Below are 15,336 nucleotides of genomic sequence, written 5' to 3' on the forward strand. Positions count from 1 at the left end.
AAGTTTCAAGAACGTTGCCAAAAACGATCCAAAAGCTCTTTACAAAAGCGAAATTGCTCCTTATAATCTCGCTTCTGTTCTGCAAGGGGGTATAGCTCAGCTGGGAGAGCGCTTGCATGGCATGCAAGAGGTCAGCGGTTCGATCCCGCTTACCTCCACCAACAGAGCAGAGTAGGAATTTCTCCGCGAAAGCGGATGTGAAGAAAAAAATCTTCACATAATGCTGTAAAGAAGTTAGAATCTTGTTTCTCGCGATTAGCTGAATTAACTAGCGAATTGCAGGAAAACGGCAGTAAAGTGTAGCAAGGCATTATCTGAAAAGATCATGTCCCCTTCGTCTAGAGGCCTAGGACATCACCCTTTCACGGTGAGTACAGGGGTTCGAATCCCCTAGGGGACGCCAGAGACAACAGCGGCGCCATTGCAGCACGGCGACGCAGCCAGCGGGAATCGACCGACGCCCGCCGGTAGCAGCAGGACTGGAGCGGTAGTTCAGTTGGTTAGAATACCGGCCTGTCACGCCGGGGGTCGCGGGTTCGAGTCCCGTCCGCTCCGCCAGACGAACGAAGCCCACTGGAGTTTTCCAGTGGGCTTTTTTCTTTTGGACTGCCGTTTCTCTTTTGTCTGGCCATACGGACAAACTGTCATTGCCGGCGTGCGCGCGGTATCGTAGCGTAATCGAGATTTAACCCGGCGAGAATTAATTCCGCGAGATTCAACCCAGCGCGCCGCTTGCATTCCATGTTCGCACCGAACGACATCCCATCGCGCTTCCAGTTGCGCCAGGCCTCCATGGACGACTTCGAGTTCGCCGAGGCGCTCACGCGCCACAACATGGGTGGCTACTATCGGCGGCACCATCTCATCTGGCGCGGCGATCTGTTTCTTGCTAGCTACCGCGAGTCGGAGAACTTCATTCTCGAACTCGATGGCCAGGCGATCGGCGTGCTGCGCATCACGGAAGAGGGCGATTCGCTGCATATTCGCGACGTGCAGATCGCCGAGGGCTACCGCGGCCATGGCGCCGGCACTTTCCTGCTCGACATGTCGCATCGCTGGGCACGTGAGCGCGGGCTGCGCGAATTGCAGTTGCGCGTGTTCATCGATAACCCCGCTGCGCGGCTCTATCTGCGTATGGGTTATCGCGTGGCAGGACCCAGGCTCGCGAGGCTCGGCTCGATACGGCACATGACGCGGCCGGTCTGAGCGCATCGCCATACACGCGGTTCAATTGCGGCTTGCGACGAGGGATCGACGTTGCGTTCAGTCGTTACGTTGATAAATTGCGCGATATCTATTCGTCCGTTTAGTCGGACCCATCGCGAGCGGCGTCCATCACATCGCGCAGCACCGAGTCTTCAGTGCCTTCTTCCGTACGATCGCCTGTGCCGCGCGCGATGAATGCACGCGGACTCTCCCCGAAAGCACGCCGGAACATCGCCGAAAATGCGCTCTGGCTCTGGTAGCCGAGTTCCTGCGCGACGATCGCCATCGGCCGCCCCTGATTGAGCAGCGGAATCGCTCGCGCAAGAATGGCCTGCTGGCGCCACTGAGAAAAACTCACGCCGAGTTCCTGCCGGAACAAGCGCGCGATCGTGCGCGTGCTCGCACCGACCTGAGCGGCCCAGTATTCGAGCGAACCCGGTCCGGCCGGGTCGGCGAGCAGCGCCTCGCACAGCGAGCGCAGGCGCTTTTCCTCGGGCATCGGCACCGAGAGCGGCAACGGTGCGGAGCGCGTGATCTCGTCGAGCGCGAGCGCGCCGAGCAGCCGTTCACGCGCGGGTGCGATGCGGCGTTCGTCGAACGCGGCGATCGTTTCGCGCAGGAGCCCCGAGACTTCGACCACGCGGCATGCGTCGAGTCCAGGCGGAATCACCGATTCGTCGACATAGAGCGTGCGCAGGAAGGCATCCTCGACGATCACCACTTCGTGCGTCACGTAAGGCGGAACCCAGATCGCGCGCGATGGCGGCACCATCCACGTCGTGCCGGGCGTCATCATGCGCAGCACGCCGCGCGATGCGTACGCGAGCTGCGCCCAGGCATGCGTGTGTTGCGAGATCCGTACGCCAGTCGCCATCGGACGCGAGCGCACACGCACGGGATGCGCGGACGTGGGCTCGAACTCCGGAGGAATGTCGGCGAATTCCGCGCGCGGGTCGACGTGCGGACTGGCGTGCGGGTTGACGTACGGCGGCGGTTGCAAGGGCATGGTGGAAGACACGCGCACGGGTGCGCGCAATGTGAACGGCTCGCGGTCATTTTAGGTGCAATCCGGCTGCAAGCGCACGGATGCACGGGCGGCGATGACATGCGATGGCCGTTCGGCAGAGGTGTCCGCACCGTTTTATGGGCAGGCATAATACGGACGAATCGCCTTATCCGAACGTATCCGAATTTACCGAACGTATCCGAATGGAGACACCATGAATATCGCCACAGCCGACCTCTGCGATGCACACGAAGACCGGCTCGCCGCCGGCACGCTGCACGTACTCGATCCCGTCTTCCGCTGGTTTGGCCGCTTGCCGTCTTTCAGCGGCCCGGCGTTCACGCTGAAAGTCTTCGAAGATAACTCGCTCGTGCGTGCGACGCTTGAGATGCCGGGCGAGGGCCGCGTGCTCGTCGTCGATGGCGGCGGCAGCCTGCGTTGCGCGCTGGTGGGCGGCAAGCTCGGGGAACTGGTGCAGAACAATGGCTGGGCGGGCATCGTGGTCAACGGCTGCGTGCGCGATACGCTCGAACTGAATGCGCTCGATGTGGGCATTGTCGCGCTCGCGACGCATCCGCAGCGCAGTTTCCGGCGCGGCGTCGGCGAACGTGAAGTGACGGTGCGCATGCCGGGCGCGGTTGTGCGCACGGGCGACTGGATTTACGCCGATATCGACGGCGTGCTCGTCTCGCACGAGCGGCTCGACGCGGCCTGAAGGCCAACCTGAGGACCAACCCGAAGGCCGACCTGAGCGCCAGATGCGCTAACGCGCCAAAAAATACAAAGGCCCGGCGGAAATCCGCCGGGCCTTTGTTTTCTGCCGGGATCGCGCGTGGCGATCAGCCGGTCATCAGATTTCTTCGTAGAGCGGCAGCGTCAGGAACTCGACGAAATTCTCCGACGTCGACATCTGCTCGAAGATCTGCGCAGCGCGCTCGTACGGCTTCGTGTCGCCGCCCACCACGGCCTTCACCTTGTCCAGCTCCTGCGGGATCAGATCGCGCACGAGTTCGGCCGCGACCTTGCGGCCGTCGTCGAGCTTGCCCTTCGGCGAGCGGATCCATTGCCACACCTGCGAGCGCGAGATTTCAGCGGTCGCGGCATCTTCCATGAGGTTGTGGATCGGCACGCAGCCATTGCCCGCGAGCCACGAACCGAGGTAGTGGATGCCGACGTTGATGTTGCCGCGCAGGCCCGCTTCGGTGATCGGCGCTTCAGGACGGAAGTCGAGCAGATCCTTGCCCGCGATGGTCACATCGGCGCGCTGCTTCGCGATCTGGTTCGGCTTGTCGCCGAGCACTTTCACGAACTCTTCCATCGCGATCGGCACGAGGCCCGGGTGGGCGACCCAGCCGCCGTCGTAGCCGTCGGTGGCATCGCGCGCCTTGTCCGAGCGCACGCCGGCCATCGCCTTGTCGTTTGCTGCCGCATCGTTCTTGATCGGGATGAGCGCGCTCATGCCGCCGATCGCCGGTGCATTGCGGCGGTGGCAAGTCTTGAGCAGCTCGAGTGCGTAGGCGCGCATGAACGGCACCGTCATCGTGATCTGCGCGCGGTCCGCGAGGCAGAAGTCCTTGTCGTTCTTGAACTTCTTGATCGCCGAGAAGATGTAGTCCCAGCGGCCCGCATTCAGGCCGGAGCTATGCTCGCGCAGCTCATACAGGATTTCGTCCATCTCGAACGCCGCGAGAATCGTCTCGACGAGCACCGTCGCGCGAATCGTGCCGCGCGCAATGCCCACGGCTTCCTGCGCGGCGACGAAGATGTCGTTCCACAGGCGCGCTTCGAGGTGGCTTTCCATCTTCGGCAGATAGAAATACGGGCCGCTGCCGCGCGCGATCAGTTCCTGCGCGTTGTGGAACAGATAGAGCGCGAAGTCGAAGATGCCGCCCGACACACGCTGCCCGTCGACCGTGACGTGCTTCTCGTCGAGGTGCCAGCCGCGCGGGCGCACGATCAGCGTCGCGACCTTGTCGTTGAGCTTGTACGACTTGCCATTCTGCTCCAGCGAAATCGTGCGGCGCACCGCGTCCTTGAGGTTGATCTGGCCGGTGATCTGGTTGTCCCAGTTCGGCGCGTTCGAATCCTCGAAGTCGGTCATGTAGGCATCCGCGCCCGAGTTCAGCGCGTTGATGATCATCTTGCGCTCGACCGGGCCCGTGATTTCCACGCGGCGGCATTCCAGATCCTTCGGCAGGGCCGCGACCTTCCAGTCGGCTTCGCGGATGGCCTTCGTCTGCGCGAGGAAATCGGGACGCTCGCCGGCGTCGAGACGCTTCGTGCGCTCGGCGCGCGCCTTCAGCAGTTCCTGCCTGCGCGGCTCGAATGCGCGGTGGAGCTTTGCGACGAGTTCCAGCGCCGCGGGCGTGAGGATCGTTTCGAAGCCGGGCTTGATGTCAGCCGAGATCTGCATGCCTTGCGGCAGTTGCAACGTGTTAGCCATATTTGCTCCTTGGTCGGTCGGTTTATGAATGCTTGGGTTTGTGCGCGTCGTCCGGTCAGGGAGGATCGTCATGCGCCCGGGCGGGGGCGCGCCGGGGTCCGTTCGGGCGGCGCTGCGGTGTCGAGAAAGGCGGCGAGGTCATCCATGCCGCTGCCGGTGCCGTGCGGGGCAACGCCGAGTTCTTCGGCGGGCAGTCGCTGTCGGTTGATCCAGAACGTCGTGTAGCCGAACCAGCCGGCGCCTGCCGCGTCCCAGCCGTTCGACGAGACGAACACGATCTCGCCAGGCGTTGCGCAGAAGGCCGCCGTGCCGAGCGCGTAGGCCGCGGCTGCCGGTTTGTAGGCGCGCACGGGATCGACGGAAAGCACGTGGTCGAAGAGCCCGTTCATACCCGCGCTTTTTACCGCGACGTCGAGCATGGGCGGATTGCCGTTCGAGAGAATCGCGAGGCCGGGGCGCGAGCCGTCTTCACGCGGCGTGCGCAGGCGGCGCAGCATGGGCAGCACGTCGGGGAACGCAGAAAGGCACGCGTATTCGTCCATCAGGCGTTTTTCGTCCGCGCCCGTCAACGCTAGATTCAGGCGGCGCGCCGCATAGCGCAGCGCGTCGAGCGTCACGTCCCAGAACGGGCGATAGCGTGCGCCAGCCGGATCGGACAGCGTGCGCAACTGCGTGTATTCGATTTGCTTGAGACGCCAAAGCTGTGAGAGCGCATCGCCGTGGCCGGGGAACATCTGCTCGGCGGCGGCGGCGACCGAGTGCACGTCGAACAGCGTGCCGTAGGCGTCGAAAATTACGGCTGTCGGGAATCGGGTTGCGGTTTTTGCGGCGGATTGTGCGGCGCTTTGTGCAAATGAAGCAGGCATCGTCGGATCCTCCATCGTCAGGGGGCTTTCTGAATTGTATTGATGCGCTCTATCTCTGAAAAAGGGCGCACCGATCACTTGATCTTTTACTTTTGCCCACCTAATCTGGCCATTCGCACGACCTTTACCACCCGATTCGTTCACATATTCACTTCTCATTGCCCGCCGATGGATCGCTTCAAGCAGATCGAAACTTTCGCCGCCGTCGCGGCCAAGGGCAGTCTCTCCGCCGCCGCGCAAGCTGAAGGCGTCGCGCCCGCCATCATCGGTCGCCGTATCGATGCGCTCGAAGAGCGGCTTGGCGTCAAGCTGCTCGTACGCACGACGCGTCGCATCACGCTGACGTTCGAAGGCTCCGCGTTTCTCGAGGACTGCCAGCGCATCATCAACGACATGCAGAACGCCGAAGCGAGCGTTTCGGCGGGGCGCGTGAAGGCGAGCGGGCACGTGCGCGTGTCGGCGCCCGCGGGCTTCGGACGGCGTCACGTCGCGCCGCTCGTGCCGGCGTTCACGAGCGCGCATCCCGATGTCTCGATCACGCTCGATCTCTCCGATCGCCTGGTCGACCTCGTCAACGAGGGTTTCGATTGCGCCGTGCGCCTCGGCGAGCTGCCGGACTCGTCGCTCGTTTCGCTCAAGCTCGGTGAGAACCGCCGCGTGTGTATCGCTTCGCCGGATTATCTTGCGCGGCACGGCGCGCCCGAAACGCTCGCCGATCTCGCGCACCACAACTGCCTCGCGCTCGGTGCGAGCGGCGCGAACCAGCAACGCAGCTGGACTTTTCAGCAAGACGGAAAGGTGGTGTCGATGCGTGTGACGGGCACGATGGAATGCACCGACGGCGCAGTGCTGCACGAATGGTGTCTCGACGGCCACGGACTGGCGTGGCGTTCGTGGTGGGAAGTCGGTGAGGACATCGCGGCGGGGCGGCTCGTTGCTGTGCTCGATGCGTTCGCCGCGCCGCCCATCGGCATCCATGCGGTGTTTCCGCAGCGTCGGCATTTGCCCTTGCGTGTGCGCCTCTTTCTCGATCTTCTCAAGCATACGTACGGTCATCCGCGGTACTGGGGCGGGGAGTGACGGCTTCGTTGGAGCGCCCGCATGCGCGTTTCCGATATGCGTGGAGACCCGCATGTGCGCCTTGCGCCCGTTTTTAGCGCACTACAATCGTTCTGACGGGATCCGGATGCCGAACACCCGGAATGCCCGGATCGCCGCGACTGGCCGCTGCGTACAACGGAGGGCGCCATGTTCAAGCACATTCTCGTTCCTACCGACGGTTCGGATCTGTCGAAGAAGGCAATCGACGGCGCGATCGACCTGGCGCGCACCGTTGGCGCACGAGTCACGGCCTACGCGTGTCTGCCGCAATATCCGTATGCACCGTATGCGGACGTCGTGATCGAGCAACCGGGCGATTTCCAGACCCGCGCCGAGCGGGAGGCGCGCGCGCATCTGCAGGAAATCGAAAACACGGCGCGTAGCGCGGGTGTCGTCTGCGAAAGCCGTACGAGTGTTCATCCGTCGCCGTATCTCGGCATCATCGAAGCGGCCGAAGCGGGCGGCTGCGATGTGATCTTCATGGCGTCGCACGGACGCCGGGGACTCGGCAGCCTGTTGATCGGCAGCGAGACGCAGCGCGTGCTCACGCATACAAAAATTCCAGTGATCGTTTACCGCTGATTTACCGCTGAGAACGCAAAGCACGCGACAGACCCAGCTGCGGCGCGTCACAACCGCCACGGTCGCCACAGCCGGCGCATGGGCATATACATACAGCCGGTGCCCATGCGCCTTCCGTGGTGCTGCCCTTGTTGGGCTTCATTTGCTGGCGAGACCTGGCGCCGCGTGCCCGGCCGGTTGCCGGGCCGTGCGGCGGGCCGGATCGTGTCCGGCAGCGCCTGGCCTCGTTCTGCCCCCTGATTGGCTCGCCCTGTCGTGGAAGCCTTGTGTCGCAGTAGGTGGCATGACGGATCGCTGCCGCAGCCGGCGCGCCCCGCCAGGGTCACGCGTACCGGCTGCGGCACCGCCCGGCGGTGCCGTTGCTGCGGGTGGTCTTACGCCACCTTCTTGTCGAAGAATTGCTCGTCTTCCGTCGAACCGTGCAGGGCGGTCGTCGACGCTTCGCGCTCGACCGTCTGCGTCACGGCGTCGAAGTAGCCCGTGCCGACTTCGCGCTGATGCTTCACGGCGGTGAAGCCCTTTTCGGCGGCGGCGAACTCGGCCTGCTGGAGTTCGACGAACGCGCTCATGTTCTGGCGCGCATAGCCGTGTGCGAGGTTGAACATCGAGTAGTTGAGCGAGTGGAAGCCCGCGAGCGTGATGAACTGGAACTTGTAGCCCATCGCGCCGAGTTCGCGCTGGAACTTCGCGATCGTTGCGTCGTCGAGGTTCTTCTTCCAGTTGAACGACGGCGAGCAGTTGTACGCAAGCAGCTTGTTCGGGAACTGCTTGTGGATCGCTTCCGCGAATTTCTTGGCGAACTCGAGGTCCGGCTTGCCGGTTTCGCACCAGATCATGTCGGCGTACGGCGCGTAGGCGAGACCGCGCGAGATCGACTGTTCGAGGCCGTTGCGCGTGCGGAAGAAGCCTTCCACCGTGCGCTCGCCCGTGAGGAACGGCTTGTCGTTGTCGTCGATGTCGGAGGTGACGAGGTCGGCGGCTTCCGCGTCGGTGCGGGCGAGCAGCACGGTCGGCACGCCGCAGACGTCGGAAGCGAGGCGCGCAGCGGTCAGCTTGGCGACGGCTTCGCGCGACGGCACGAGCACCTTGCCGCCCATGTGGCCGCACTTCTTCACCGAAGCGAGCTGGTCTTCGAAGTGCACGCCCGCGGCGCCCGCTTCGATCATGGCCTTCATCAGTTCGAACGCGTTCAGCACGCCGCCGAAGCCGGCTTCAGCGTCCGCGACGATCGGCTGGAAGAAGTCGACGTAACCTTCGTCGCCCGGGTTCTTGCCTTCGGACCACTGGATCTGGTCGGCGCGCGTGAGCGTGTTGTTGATGCGCTTCACGACTTGCGGCACCGAGTTGGCGGGGTAGAGCGACTGGTCCGGGTACATTTCGCCGGCGAGATTGGCGTCGCCCGCGACCTGCCAGCCCGACAGATAGATCGCCTTGAGACCGGCCTTCACCTGCTGCATGGCCTGGTTGCCGGTCAGCGCGCCGAGCGAGTTGATGAACGGCTCGGTGTTCACGCCTTTCCACAGCTTTTGCGCGCCCTGCTTCGCGAGCGTGTGCTCAGGCTGGACCGAGCCGCGCAGACGCACCACGTCGTCGGCGGTGTAGTTGCGCTTGATGCCTTTCCAGCGCGGATCGGTATCCCATTCCTGTTGGAGTTGCTTCGCTTGTTCCTGACGGGTCGACATGATGTGCTCCTTCGTTTGCCTGATAAGTAAGACCGGATGGAATCGGTGACTTCGCAAAATGAGGTACTGCTCTTGCGCTTCCGTGCGTTTCGTTTCGTGAAGTCTTATATAAGAGTCTAGGCAAATCGATATGGGGCCGACAGATGTCTATGCGGGTTTTTTGATGTTTTTTTATTCAATAAAATCAATCAGTTATTTGATTCGTTTCGCAATAAGGGACGCAATTTCCCATCTTGCAATGAGTCGCTTTGTGCCACGCAGCACGATTTTTTACGAAGCAAAAAATTTTTTCATATCGTGAAATCGTGACGGAGGCAAAAAAAGACCGGTGACGAGGCACCGGTCTTCGATTTGCAGCTTCGGGCGCAGGCCGGAAATCCCGTCTTGCTCCCGCAATAATCAGCGCTTAGCTGTCGCGACGTGCGCCACGCGGGCCGTCGTTGCGGCGGGCGCTGTAGCCCTCGCGCGAGCGGCCGAAGCCTTCACCGCGCGGCTGGCCGTAGCCGCGGCCATTGCCGTTGCCGTTGCCGCCTTCGCCGCGCGAAGCGCCGTAGCCTTCGCGGGATCCGTTGCCGCCGTCGCGCTGGCCGTAACCGCCGTCACGCGACTGGCCGCTGTAGCCGCCACGCGAGCCTTCGGACTTGCCTTGCCAGCCGCCGCCGTTGCTGCCATTGCCGCTACGGTTGCCGTAGCCGCCCGGCTTGCCGCTGCCGAAGCGTCGGCCGCCGTTGCCATTGCCGCCAGGACGGCCGCGGCCGCCGAAGCCGCGATTCGCGGGCGGTGCCTTGCGCGGCTCGAAACCTTCGACCACGTTGACCGGCAGCGTCGAACGCACGAAGCGCTCGATGCGCTTGAGCGCGCCTTGCTCGGCGTGATGCACGAGGCTCACCGCGACGCCCGAACGGCCCGCACGACCCGTGCGGCCGATACGGTGCACGTAGTCTTCGGCGAACTTCGGCAGGTCGTAGTTGAAGACGTGCGTGATGCCCGGAATGTCGATGCCGCGCGCCGCGACGTCGGTCGCGACGAGCACGCGCACGCGGCGCTCGCGCAGCGAGCGGATCGTGCGGTTGCGTGCGCCTTGCGGCAGGTCGCCGTGCAGTGCGGCGGATTCGAAACCGGCGTCGGCCAGGCGGCCGGCGAGCTGGTCCGCATCCATCTTGGTCGCCGTGAACACGATGGCCTGGTCGAGGCTCTCGTCGCGCAGCAGGTGGTCGAGCAGGCGATCCTTGTGGTCGCGGTCGTCGACGTAATGCACGGTTTGCGCGATGTTCGAGTTCGCCTCGATCTTGTACGTGATTTCGATGCGCTCCGGATCCTTCAGCAGGCGGCCGGTGAGCGAGCCGATCTTGCCGTCGAGCGTGGCCGAAAACAGCATGGTCTGACGCGACTCGGGCGTGGCGGCGACGATCGTCTCGATGTCTTCGATGAAGCCCATGTCGAGCATGCGGTCGGCTTCGTCGAGGACGAGCATCTTGAGTTCCGACAGGTCGATGCGGCCGCGCTCGAGGTGGTCGAGCAGACGGCCCGGCGTCGCGACGAGAATCTCGGGGTTCTTGGCGAGCAGCATCAGCTGCTGGCCGTAGGCCACGCCGCCGAGGATGCTGACCGTGCGCAGGCGGCGCAGATGCTTGCCGTAGGTCGACGCAGCGGTGGTCACCTGCATGGCGAGTTCGCGCGTCGGCGTGAGGACGAGGAGGCCCGGGCGTGCGACCGGCTGCGGACGGCGCTGGCGGCGATCGCCTTGTTCGCCCTGCGGACGCGGCTCGCGCGGCTGTGCGGCCTGCGCCTTCTGGAGCTGCGCGAAGCGCTCGATCGCGGGCAGCATGAAGGCCGCGGTCTTGCCCGAACCGGTCGGGCTCGAGACCATCAGGTCGCGCCCGGCGATGGCAGCAGGAATGGCGCGCTGCTGCACGGGGGTAGGCGACTTGTAGCCCGCTGCGGTCAGCGCCGAGATGATCTCAGGCGACAGGCCGAGCGACACGAAAGTCGGGCCTTCGGGCACTTCGGGCGTGTCGGTGGCTTGCGCGGCAGCTTGTGCTTGTGCCGCGGTTTGCGCAGATGCGTCGGCAGCGTCACCGAGACCGAGGGCAATGCCTGCGATCGCGTCGAGGGGGCTTGGGGTAATGCTCGAAGTCATGAAAATCCTTGGGAATACAGGAAATAGAACGTCGGCGCCAATCGGCATACCCAAGTCGTCTGATTTTGCGAACAAATCGAAAAACGGGGGCAATCCACCACATACGGTGGATTTTCGTTAGAAGCTGTTTCGGATGCGGCGCACCGATATTGGCTTGCCGCCAGCCTGATACATGACGGCCCGAAGGGCCAAGGCAGGAGGGGACAGGTTCTAAACTGGATTGGAGCTTAACGCTGCGAGGCGCCTTGCTGGCCCGCCCAGCGCTGGCTGGGTGGCCGGAACACGGCGCGACGCGAATTATATCCGGATTTGTTGCGCTGCGCCAGAGCGAATTGCCGGCGAGGGATTGCGGCGGGCTACGGACGGTGGCAGGCCCATCGGCCAGCCGCTTACGCCGCAATCCATGGCCACGGCGATGGCCATGGCGCAGCGCCTGCCCCGGTGCCTAGCTCGCGTCGCCGCTCTTGAGCGATTCGACCAGCTCGACGTATTGCTGCTTCGCTGCGTCCTGGGCCGTGCCCTTGAGGGCGGCCCAGGCTTCGTACTTGTACTTGCCGACGATGTCGGTGAAACCCGGCTTGTCGCCGTGGACGTCGCCTTTGGTAGCCTGCTTGTAGAGCGCATAGAGGCGCAACAGCGTCAGGTTGCCCGGCCGTTCGGGCAACTGCTGTACTTCTTCATGGGCCTTCTCGAACAGCGCATTTACATCACTCATTGTCTTTCCTCTACGGGTTTAATCAGAAACAGCAGAAACAGCGCGGAAACAGGCGCCGATGGTAGCAGCGCGCTCCGACATCTGGCTGGAGAGATTCCTCCAGAATCGGGCCGGCGACGTACGCACCATGTCCCGCATGGGAGAGCGCGGGGCGTCGCATTACAATGGCGGTCATGAACGACACCGTGCTGCTTGCCCTCGATACGTCGACCGAATTCTGCTCGGTCGCTCTTCTTCGCGCCACCGCCGCCTCCGGCGGTGCGTCCGTTACCGAACCGTACGCCGAAGTCGCCGTGTGGGTGCGCCACGAGGCCACCGGCGCCGTGTCCAGCACGCGCCTGCTACCGGCTATCGGCGAGCTGCTCGCCGAAGCCGGGCTGACGCTCGCGGACTGCGACGCGATTGCCTTCGGCGCCGGGCCGGGCTCGTTCACGGGGCTGCGCACCGCCACGGGCGTCGCGCAGGGACTCGCGTTCGGGCTCGATATTCCGGTCGTGCCGGTCGGCACGCTGCTCGTTTGCGCCGAAAGCGCGCGGCTGCGCGATGCCTCGGCGACTCACGTGCTGGCCGCACTCGACGCCCGCATGGACGAGGCCTATTGGGCCGAGTACGAGTGGGACGCGGCGGCGCGCGACTGGCACACCGTGCGTCCCGCGTCGCTCGACGCGCCGGAGCGCATCATAGCGCCCGAGGCTCCCTTCACGCTGGCGGGCAACGCCGCTGCGGCGTTCGGCTCTCGGCTCGCGGCCTCTCATGCGGCCCGCGTGATCGACGCAGAAGCGCTGCCGCACGCGCTGCCGCTCGCGCATGCCGCGCTGCGCGCGTTCCGCGCAGGCCACGCGCTGCGCGCCGACCAGGCGGCGCCCGAATACGTGCGCAACAAGGTCGCCCAGACCACGGCGGAGCGGCTGGCCGCGAAGGCCGGGCGCGCTGCCCCCGACGCGCCGCCTGCGTCCGCCAAAGAGGACGGGCGATGAGCGGCGTGTTGATGACCGACCGCTATCTGTCGCAGATGACCGAGAGCGACCTCGACGAGGTCGCCGCCATTGAGCGGGTTGCATACGAATTTCCGTGGTCGCGCGGCAACTTCGAAGATTCGCTGCGCAACGGCTATTACGGCATCTGCATGCGCCACATGACGGGAACGCTGCTCGGCTACTGCGTGCTGATGCCGGTGGTCGACGAGATGCATCTGCTGAACCTGTGCGTCGCGCCCGCGGCGCAGGGCGCGGGCGCCGGGCTCGCGCTGTTGCGCGAAGCGGTGCGGATCGCGGGGGCGCAGCGGCTCGAAGGGCTGCTGCTGGAAGTGCGGCCATCGAATCATCGTGCGATCCGGCTGTACGAGCAGTTCGGCTTCGTCACGATCGGCCGGCGCAAGAACTACTATCCGGCCCGGCATCATAGCCGCGAGGATGCGATTGTGATGCGTTTTTCTTTTGCAGGGGAGGGCGCGGATGGCGCTCAATGAGTTCGCGCTGGACGAACTGGGCCTCACGCCGCGCTGGGTGAGCAAAGGCACGCAGGCGTCGCGTGCAGCCGCAACGGTGACGGTTGATGCGGCCGGTGCGGGCGAGCTGGCCGCGCCGGTTGCTCTCGCTGCAGGAGATGCTGCTGTGGCTGATGCTGCCGTGCAGGCAGACGCGCGCCAGCAATCGCAGGCAGCACGACCAGCGCGTTTGGGCGATCTTCCGGCGCGCGCCGCGCGCGCGGATGCTGTCGAAACGATCGACGATGCAGCGTCTGCCGCGCCCGCGTCCCAAACGGCCACCCGTGCACCGGCCGTCCCGGTTGCGTCCGACGAACCGCCACCGCTGACCGAAGAAGATTTCGCCTGGTTCGACGCCGCGCCCGCGCTTCCCGATGCGCATGGCGACGAGCCTCATTCTCGATCCGCAGCACCCCGAAACGATGTCGCGGCGCTCGACTGGGATGCACTTGCCGAACGTGTCGAAACCTGCACGCGCTGCCGTCTGTGCGAGAAGCGCACTAAGACGGTGTTCGGCGTAGGCGACCGCGAAGCCGACTGGATGCTGATCGGCGAGGCCCCCGGCGAGAACGAGGACCGCCAGGGCGAACCGTTTGTCGGCCAGGCCGGCAAGCTGCTCGACAACATGCTGCGCGCGCTGTCGCTCGCCCGCGGCGAGAACGTCTATATCGCCAACGTCATCAAGTGCCGCCCGCCCGGCAACCGCAATCCCGAGCCCGATGAAGTCGCGCGCTGCGAACCCTACCTGCAGCGCCAGGTGGCGCTCGTGAAGCCGAAGATCATCGTCGCCCTGGGCCGTTTCGCGGCGCAGAGCCTGCTCAAGAGCGAGGCCAGCATCGCATCGCTTCGCGGTCGCGTGCACGAGTACGAGGGCGTGCCTGTGATCGTCACCTATCACCCCGCTTACCTGCTGCGCAGCCTGCACGACAAGTCGAAGGCGTGGGCCGATCTCTGCCTCGCGCGCGATATCTGGCGCAAGGCGGGCGGCGGCGAAAAATGATCGCCGCCCCGCCCGCGGGTACATCCGGCGCTGATATGGCCGGGCGTCTCGACGGGCTGACCGATCCCGCAGTGCGCGATCTTGCGTGGTTGCTCTTCAGCGCGGATCTGTTGAGCGCACAACCACCGCGCGCGCCGCTCGCCGAGCCGTGGAACCCACCCGCCGATGCGCACGCCGCCGCGCAATGGCTCATTCAACTCGATCGCGATCCGGCGCCGCTGCATGCGGTGCTCGACGGCAGCCGGCCGAAGCGGCTCGGCCGCTATGCCGAGATCCTGCTTGGCTGGTTCCTCGAATACGGCCCGGCAGCGCGGCTCGTGGCGGCCAACGTGCCGTTGCGGCGCGCGGGCCGCACGCTCGGCGAATGCGACTTTCTTGTCGAGACGCGCGATGGTCAGCGTCTGCACTGGGAACTGGCCGTGAAGTGCTACCTGCATTGCGGCAATACGTACGCTATGCACGCAACGCTCGCGGACTTCGTCGGGCCCGGTTTGCGCGACCGGCTGGATCGCAAACGCACCCATCTGATCGATCATCAGCTTCGGCTCAGCGAGCGGGAGGAGTTCGTCTCGCTCGGATTTCCTGGGCCGTGGACCGCGCAGATGTTCGTGAAGGGCTGGCTGTTCTATCAGGCAGGAGCAAGCGCGCCGGCAGCCGTGAACGATCCGCCCGCGCTCGCGCGAGGCCACGCACGCGGTTGGTGGGTTACGCGCACGGAGTGGCCCGCGTTCGCCGCACAGCAGGTTGCCGATGGCTGGAGCGCATTGCCGCGCATGGCGTGGCTCGCGCCGCGTCGGATCGCAGGCGGCAAGCGCGAACTGTCGAGCGGGATGGCGGCGGCAGGGCGCATGCAGTCTGAGCTATCGCTGCGCGCCGCGAGAAGCGGGGAAAGGGTCGTCGATGTGCCGGGCACGTTCGCCGATCAAATGTCGGTTGCGGCCCCAGTCGATCCCGAAACGTTGCTCGCGCATCTGCCGCGCCTCGACGAACCGGTGATGGTGGCCGCCTTCGTCGCCGATACGGCAAACGGCTACATCGAGCAGTCGCGCGGCTTCATCGTCCCCGATGATTGGCCCGCTCAAGCCAGGGCGTTTGCGCGCGAATAAGGC

Annotated in this window: 14 protein-coding genes and 3 tRNA genes; 11 read left to right on the top strand and 6 right to left on the bottom strand. The window is 64.8% G+C overall.

Translation table 11 applies throughout. The features are described 5' to 3' along the window. The first annotated feature begins 85 nt into the window (after positions 1-85). From Q0L30_RS09315 to Q0L30_RS09330, 4 genes are all read left to right on the top strand, one after another. Positions 86-161, top strand: a tRNA-Ala gene (locus Q0L30_RS09315). A 166-nt stretch (positions 162-327) separates the two neighbouring features. Next, positions 328-403: transfer RNA gene (locus Q0L30_RS09320), tRNA-Glu, on the top strand. A gap of 78 nt (positions 404-481) precedes the next feature. Then, positions 482-558 (top strand) — tRNA-Asp (locus Q0L30_RS09325). A 183-nt stretch (positions 559-741) separates the two neighbouring features. Beyond that, entirely contained in the window at positions 742-1,206 is a 465-nt protein-coding gene (locus Q0L30_RS09330) for a GNAT family N-acetyltransferase (RefSeq protein ID WP_296654264.1), read from the top strand. A 100-nt stretch (positions 1,207-1,306) separates the two neighbouring features. Here Q0L30_RS09330 and Q0L30_RS09335 read toward each other — a convergent pair whose 3' ends face one another. Further along, positions 1,307-2,212, bottom strand: a complete 906-nt coding sequence (locus Q0L30_RS09335) for a helix-turn-helix domain-containing protein (RefSeq protein WP_296654266.1) — start codon at positions 2,210-2,212, stop codon at positions 1,307-1,309. Positions 2,213-2,426: 214 nt separating this feature from the next. Here Q0L30_RS09335 and rraA point away from each other — a divergent pair, with 214 nt between their 5' ends. Continuing rightward, a complete protein-coding gene (gene rraA, locus Q0L30_RS09340) occupies positions 2,427-2,927 on the top strand; it encodes a ribonuclease E activity regulator RraA (RefSeq protein ID WP_296654268.1) in 501 nt (166 codons plus the stop codon). A gap of 135 nt (positions 2,928-3,062) precedes the next feature. Here rraA and aceB read toward each other — a convergent pair whose 3' ends face one another. After that, complete coding sequence (gene aceB / locus Q0L30_RS09345) at positions 3,063-4,655, bottom strand: malate synthase A (RefSeq protein WP_296654270.1); 1,593 nt, start codon at positions 4,653-4,655, stop codon at positions 3,063-3,065. 68 nt (positions 4,656-4,723) lie between these two features. Continuing rightward, positions 4,724-5,521: a haloacid dehalogenase type II gene (locus tag Q0L30_RS09350; protein WP_296654272.1), complete on the bottom strand. Its 798-nt coding sequence runs from the start codon at positions 5,519-5,521 to the stop codon at positions 4,724-4,726. 168 nt (positions 5,522-5,689) lie between these two features. Here Q0L30_RS09350 and Q0L30_RS09355 point away from each other — a divergent pair, with 168 nt between their 5' ends. Both Q0L30_RS09355 and Q0L30_RS09360 read left to right on the top strand, forming a co-directional pair. After that, on the top strand, positions 5,690-6,601 hold the full coding sequence (locus Q0L30_RS09355) for a LysR family transcriptional regulator (RefSeq protein ID WP_296654274.1): 912 nt from the start codon (positions 5,690-5,692) through the stop codon (positions 6,599-6,601). A 168-nt stretch (positions 6,602-6,769) separates the two neighbouring features. Next, entirely contained in the window at positions 6,770-7,204 is a 435-nt protein-coding gene (locus tag Q0L30_RS09360) for a universal stress protein (RefSeq protein WP_296654275.1), read from the top strand. 374 nt (positions 7,205-7,578) lie between these two features. Here the strand turns inward: Q0L30_RS09360 and aceA are convergent, their stop codons facing one another. From aceA to Q0L30_RS09375, 3 genes are all read right to left on the bottom strand, one after another. Continuing rightward, positions 7,579-8,886: an isocitrate lyase gene (gene aceA, locus Q0L30_RS09365; protein ID WP_296654277.1), complete on the bottom strand. Its 1,308-nt coding sequence runs from the start codon at positions 8,884-8,886 to the stop codon at positions 7,579-7,581. Positions 8,887-9,292: 406 nt separating this feature from the next. Beyond that, positions 9,293-11,026, bottom strand: a complete 1,734-nt coding sequence (locus tag Q0L30_RS09370) for a DEAD/DEAH box helicase (protein ID WP_296654278.1) — start codon at positions 11,024-11,026, stop codon at positions 9,293-9,295. 445 nt (positions 11,027-11,471) lie between these two features. Next, positions 11,472-11,741, bottom strand: a complete 270-nt coding sequence (locus tag Q0L30_RS09375; RefSeq protein WP_296654280.1) for an acyl-CoA-binding protein — start codon at positions 11,739-11,741, stop codon at positions 11,472-11,474. Between the two features lie 173 nt (positions 11,742-11,914). Between Q0L30_RS09375 and tsaB the strand changes: the two genes are divergently transcribed. The 4 genes from tsaB to Q0L30_RS09395 are packed head-to-tail and all read left to right on the top strand — an operon-like array spanning position 11,915 to position 15,333. Next, complete coding sequence (tsaB, locus tag Q0L30_RS09380; protein ID WP_296654282.1) at positions 11,915-12,718, top strand: tRNA (adenosine(37)-N6)-threonylcarbamoyltransferase complex dimerization subunit type 1 TsaB; 804 nt, start codon at positions 11,915-11,917, stop codon at positions 12,716-12,718. Beyond that, the gene (gene rimI, locus Q0L30_RS09385; RefSeq protein WP_296654284.1) at positions 12,715-13,209 is read left to right on the top strand and encodes a ribosomal protein S18-alanine N-acetyltransferase; all 495 of its coding nucleotides are present in this window, start codon (positions 12,715-12,717) and stop codon (positions 13,207-13,209) included. Before tsaB ends, rimI begins: the two co-directional genes overlap by 4 nt. After that, positions 13,196-14,227, top strand: coding sequence for a uracil-DNA glycosylase family protein (locus tag Q0L30_RS09390; protein ID WP_296654286.1), 1,032 nt, complete (start codon positions 13,196-13,198; stop codon positions 14,225-14,227). Before rimI ends, Q0L30_RS09390 begins: the two co-directional genes overlap by 14 nt. Beyond that, positions 14,224-15,333 (top strand): DUF1853 family protein, encoded by a 1,110-nt coding sequence (locus Q0L30_RS09395; RefSeq protein ID WP_296654287.1) that lies wholly within the window; start codon positions 14,224-14,226, stop codon positions 15,331-15,333. Before Q0L30_RS09390 ends, Q0L30_RS09395 begins: the two co-directional genes overlap by 4 nt. The last annotated feature ends 3 nt before the right edge of the window (positions 15,334-15,336 follow it).

Origin of the sequence: Paraburkholderia sp., assembly GCF_024281035.1 — a bacterium.
In the GTDB taxonomy this organism is placed as follows: Bacteria; Pseudomonadota; Gammaproteobacteria; order Burkholderiales; family Burkholderiaceae; genus Paraburkholderia.

Bases quoted from the DNA above. Each gene is read 5' to 3' on its own strand.
- Q0L30_RS09330 (WP_296654264.1), top strand. From the start codon at position 742: ATGTTCGCACCGAACGACATCCCATCGCGCTTCCAGTTGCGCCAGGCC.
- Q0L30_RS09335 (WP_296654266.1), bottom strand. From the start codon at position 2,212: ATGCCCTTGCAACCGCCGCCGTACGTCAACCCGCACGCCAGTCCGCAC.
- rraA (WP_296654268.1), top strand. From the start codon at position 2,427: ATGAATATCGCCACAGCCGACCTCTGCGATGCACACGAAGACCGGCTC.
- aceB (WP_296654270.1), bottom strand. From the start codon at position 4,655: ATGGCTAACACGTTGCAACTGCCGCAAGGCATGCAGATCTCGGCTGAC.
- Q0L30_RS09350 (WP_296654272.1), bottom strand. From the start codon at position 5,521: ATGCCTGCTTCATTTGCACAAAGCGCCGCACAATCCGCCGCAAAAACC.
- Q0L30_RS09355 (WP_296654274.1), top strand. From the start codon at position 5,690: ATGGATCGCTTCAAGCAGATCGAAACTTTCGCCGCCGTCGCGGCCAAG.
- Q0L30_RS09360 (WP_296654275.1), top strand. From the start codon at position 6,770: ATGTTCAAGCACATTCTCGTTCCTACCGACGGTTCGGATCTGTCGAAG.
- aceA (WP_296654277.1), bottom strand. From the start codon at position 8,886: ATGTCGACCCGTCAGGAACAAGCGAAGCAACTCCAACAGGAATGGGAT.
- Q0L30_RS09370 (WP_296654278.1), bottom strand. From the start codon at position 11,026: ATGACTTCGAGCATTACCCCAAGCCCCCTCGACGCGATCGCAGGCATT.
- Q0L30_RS09375 (WP_296654280.1), bottom strand. From the start codon at position 11,741: ATGAGTGATGTAAATGCGCTGTTCGAGAAGGCCCATGAAGAAGTACAG.
- tsaB (WP_296654282.1), top strand. From the start codon at position 11,915: ATGAACGACACCGTGCTGCTTGCCCTCGATACGTCGACCGAATTCTGC.
- rimI (WP_296654284.1), top strand. From the start codon at position 12,715: ATGAGCGGCGTGTTGATGACCGACCGCTATCTGTCGCAGATGACCGAG.
- Q0L30_RS09390 (WP_296654286.1), top strand. From the start codon at position 13,196: ATGGCGCTCAATGAGTTCGCGCTGGACGAACTGGGCCTCACGCCGCGC.
- Q0L30_RS09395 (WP_296654287.1), top strand. From the start codon at position 14,224: ATGATCGCCGCCCCGCCCGCGGGTACATCCGGCGCTGATATGGCCGGG.